The following is a 4,234-nucleotide window of genomic DNA, read 5'->3' on the forward strand; positions in this document are numbered from 1 at the left end:
CGCTGGAATCGCGGGGCGCCGCAGGGGTCCGGTGCGATCGCCGGGGGTCGCAGGGGTCCGGTGCGATCGCCGGGTGCCGCCGGGGCCCGGTGCGATCGCGGGGCGCCGAAGGTGTGGTGAGCGCGCTACGCGTAGGGCGGGGGCGTGCGGAGAGGCCGCCGTCATCGCGGGAGTTCGCTGCTCACCACCTCCCCGCCGCGCATGACGARGTCGATGCCCGCGCCCGAGTCGGCCAGTGGCGACAGGTCCTCCAGCGGGTTGCCGGTCACCAGAAGGAGATCGGCGAGCGCGCCGGGGGCCACGACGCCCAACTCGCCGGAGCGGTTCATCAGCTCGGCGTTGACCACGGTGGCCGACCTGAGCACGTCGAGCGGTGACTGCACCCGCGCCCGGAGCCACAGCTCCCGGCTCTGCGCCGGGTGGGCCTCACCCAGCAGGTCGCTGCCGAAACCCACCCGTACCCCGGCGTCGAGGGCGAGCTGTATGGCCTTGGCGCCCTCGCTGAGCACGTGCTGGACCTTGTCGATGCTCGCCTGCGGGTAGCGCCACCGCCGCCCGACCTCCGCGAGTTGCTCAAGGGTGACCAGCGTGGGCACGAGGTACGTCCCGTGCTCGGCCATCACCGCCGCGGCCTCGGCGTCCATCAGGTTGCCGTGCTCGATGGAGCGCACCCCCGCTGTCGCCGCCTGGATGATGGCCTGCGGGGTGAAGGCATGGGCGAGGACGTAGGTGTGCCGGGCCTCGGCCTCGGTCACGGCGGCCCGGATCTCCTCGGCGGTGTACTGCACCATGTCGATGGGGTCGGTCGGCGAGGAGACCCCGCCACCGGCCATGACCTTGATCTGGTGGGCGCCGTTCTTCAGCTCCTCGCGCACCGCGCGGCGCACGGCGTCGGGGCCGTCGGCGACATGGGCGAACCAGTTGCTGTGGATGTGGCAGGCGCACAGCCGCGGATCGTCGGCGGCGGGCTCGAAGTCCCCGTGCCCGCCGGTCTGGCTGATCACCCGGCCCGAGCGGAACACCCGGGGCCCCGTGACAAGGCCCGCGTCCAGCGCGTCCGTGACACCCCGGTCGAGCCCGCCCGCGTCACGGACCGTCGTGAACCCCCGGCGCAGCATTCCTTCGAGCAGCGAGGCCGCCTCGATGCCGATGTGCGAGGCGGGCCGCCGCTTCATCGCGGGCATGTCGAGCGTGGCGACGGCGGCGTGCACGTGGGCGTCGATGAGGCCCGGCATCAGGGTCCGGCCCGCCGCGTCCAGCCTCGGGGCGTCACCGGTGATCCGGCCCCCGGGCGCGACCTCCACGATCCGGTCGCCCGAGACGCGCACCGATGAGCCGCTGATGAGCTCGCCCGACTCCAGATCGAGCAGGGCGGCGTCGTGGATGATCAATTCACTCATGCCCCACCCTCCGTACACGCGCCGGTCGAGCGGGGCCGCCATGCTCGCTGTCGTTCGGGGGACTTCATGAGAGTTCCTTTTCCGTCGTGGGAACGGTGGCGTGTGCCGCGGTGCGAACGGTTACGTCCGCCGAGGCGAGGAAGGTGGCGGTGTCCTGCGGGGTCAGCCAGGCCATGACTCCGGTGAGCACCGCCCCGAGCGAGAGGAAGGCGAAGGCCGCCTGGAAGGAGAAGACGTCGGCGATCACACCCATCACCGTGGGGGCGAGGACGCCCGCCAACTGCCCGCCGAACACCAGGATTCCGCTGGCCACCCCGATGTGCTGGGCCGCGAGACCGCGGATCGGCACGGCCATGATCGGCATGTAGCAGAGCGCCGCGGCGAAGACCGCGACCGTGCTGAGCGCGACGAACAGGGCGATGCTCGACGCGTAGGCCATGACCGGGAGGGTCAGGGCGGCCACCGACATCGCGGGAACCACGATTCTGCGGTGCCGGCCGCCCAGCTTGTCCACGAGGCCGCCGCCGAGCACCGTCGCGAGCGCCGCCGCCAGGGCGGGGATCGCCATCAGGGCGCCCGCCGAGGAGAGGTCGAGGTCGCGCTCGTCGTGGAGGTAGGTGGGGGCCCAGGAGCTGAGCCCCCAGATGATGAGGCTGTAGCCGAACATCATCGCGGCGAACCGCCACAGCATCCCCCACTTGAGCAGGGTCTTCGTGTCGGTGTGACCCTTCGGCGTGGCTGGCTGCGGCCCCCGCCGATCGGCGAGCGGGGCGGGCAGCCGCAGCTTCATCGCCGTATAGACGAACACGCCGAGCGCGGCGACGGAGATGTAGGCCGAGCGCCAGCCGAAGGCCGCGACCAGCGGCGCCACGGCCAGCGGCGTGAAGACGGCCGCGAGCGAGTTGGAGCTGAGGATCAGACCGTTGGCCCGCATCCGCTCCTGCGGCTGTGACCGCTCCACCAGGGTCTTGGTGGCGGCGGGCGGGAACACACCCTGCGCGAGACCGAACAGCACCCGCATCACCAGGAGCGCCCCGAACGACCAGGCGAGACCGGTCAGGACGGTGAACACGGTCCAGGCGGCGAGCGCCCACAGCGCCATCCGGCGGCCACCCAGCCGGTCGGCGAGGACGCCGCCGGGGATCTGGCAGGCGGCGTAGGCCACGAAGAACACGGACACGACCAGGCCCTGCTGGCTGTGGCTGAGATCGAACTCGTCACCGATCTCCGGCAGCACCAGATTGATCACGAGCCGGTCGGCGTAGTCGATGAACCAGGCGCCGAACAGCAAGATCACGGTGGTACGGGCCGGGCCGCTCAGCGGTGCGGTTCGTCCGGCACGGGAACGTGGTGCGAGCATCAGCACTCCTTCCTGCAGTGGCCGATACTCGACCCTGGCGGGGGAACCCTCACATCGTGCGACTCACCAGCAGAAAGGCCGGGAAATTGCAGGAAAGCAGCGCGTCACGCGGATTCACACCGGATAGTGACAGCGAATTCTCGGAACTGGACCTGGCGCTGGTGGACGCGCTGCAATCCGCACCCCGTGCCTCCTGGACCCAGCTCGGCAGGGCCCTGGACATCGACGCGACGACTGCCTCCCGGCGGTGGGAACGGCTGCGCTCGGAGGGACTGGCCTGGGTCACCGCCTATGAGCGGCCCGACGCCGCCACCGTCGCCTTCGTCGAGGTGCGATGCAGCCCCCGGCAGTTCGACGCCGTCAGCCACGCGCTGACGCAGCTCCCCTGGGTCATCAGCGTCGAGGAGATGGCGGGCGACTTCGACCTGCTGCTCGCCGTCACCGCCGCCGACCTGCACTCCCTGGGCAGGGCCGTGCACGGCACCGTCGGCGGCCTGCGCGGTGTGCGCTCCACGCAGACCCGCCTGGGCCTCACCGTCTTCAGTGAGGGCGGCGACTGGCGCACCCACGCCATCCCTTCCGTCAGCCGCGCCCTGCTGCCGGAAAGCGGCACCACCACCCGGTTCACGTACAGCACTCATGTGCATACGCGACGCACACCGCATGACCAATCCCTGCGCGCCGCGCTCGGCAACGACGGCCGCATGAGCTACAAGGACCTCGGCGCCGCCATCGGCGTCAGCGAGTACACCGCCCGGCGCCGTCTGCTGCGGATGCTCCGCGAACAGAAGATCACTCTGCGCTGCGACCTGGCGCATCAGCTGGCCGGTTACCGCACCGTGGTCCTCTATCGCGCCGCCGTACCCCACCAGCACCTCGAACACACCGGTGCCGCGCTGGCCCGGCTGGACCAGGTGCGCCTGGCCATCTCCGTCAGCGGCCCCCACAACCTCCTTGTCATGGCCTGGCTCCACGACCTCAACGGCATCAGCCCGTTCGAGACGCTCCTCACCGAACGGTTCCCCCACCTCCAGGTCCACGACCGCGCCATCGCCCTGCACACCCCGAAACGCATGGGCTGGCTCCTGGACCCCGACGGCCGCGCCCGCCGCTACGTTCCGCTCGCGCTGCCGGAACCCACGCGCTGACCGGGCCTCCCGGCATCCCGGCCTCCGGAATCACATCCCGGCATCTCAGCCACGTGCCCTCTACATGTTCTCTATGTGAGACGCCTTTTCGCCATCCCTGGCGGATGCCTATGGTGGTGCGCATGTTCGGACCCGCTCGTCAGCTCGCTCTCGCGCTCTTCGCGGCCACGCCGTGGAGCGTCGACGACGCGCTCTGTCGCCGCTGACGCCTCACCTCGGGTGCCCAGCGCTCAGCGCCTGAGCGAACCCGCTTGTCCGATCCCTCCCGTCCCCGGAGACCCGTGTGACCACCGCTCCCGATGCCGGGGCGCCGCCCCGGACCGCCC

At 71.1% G+C, this 4,234-nt stretch carries 3 protein-coding genes; 1 reads left to right on the top strand and 2 read right to left on the bottom strand.

Going from position 1 to position 4,234, the window contains the following annotated elements:
• Positions 1-161: 161 nt before the first annotated feature.
• Positions 162-1,400 (bottom strand): metal-dependent hydrolase family protein, encoded by a 1,239-nt coding sequence (locus tag AB8Z36_RS30290; protein WP_369216583.1) that lies wholly within the window; start codon positions 1,398-1,400, stop codon positions 162-164.
• Between the two features lie 64 nt (positions 1,401-1,464).
• Complete coding sequence (locus AB8Z36_RS30295) at positions 1,465-2,760, bottom strand: MFS transporter (protein WP_369216584.1); 1,296 nt, start codon at positions 2,758-2,760, stop codon at positions 1,465-1,467.
• A gap of 56 nt (positions 2,761-2,816) precedes the next feature.
• Between AB8Z36_RS30295 and AB8Z36_RS30300 the strand changes: the two genes are divergently transcribed.
• Positions 2,817-3,908 (top strand): Lrp/AsnC family transcriptional regulator, encoded by a 1,092-nt coding sequence (locus tag AB8Z36_RS30300; protein WP_369216585.1) that lies wholly within the window; start codon positions 2,817-2,819, stop codon positions 3,906-3,908.
• The last annotated feature ends 326 nt before the right edge of the window (positions 3,909-4,234 follow it).

It is taken from the genome of Streptomyces flavofungini (genome assembly GCF_041028215.1).
Taxonomy (GTDB): domain Bacteria; phylum Actinomycetota; class Actinomycetes; order Streptomycetales; family Streptomycetaceae; genus Streptomyces; species Streptomyces flavofungini_B.

Bases quoted from the DNA above. Each gene is read 5' to 3' on its own strand.
- AB8Z36_RS30295 (WP_369216584.1), bottom strand. From the start codon at position 2,760: ATGCTCGCACCACGTTCCCGTGCCGGACGAACCGCACCGCTGAGCGGC.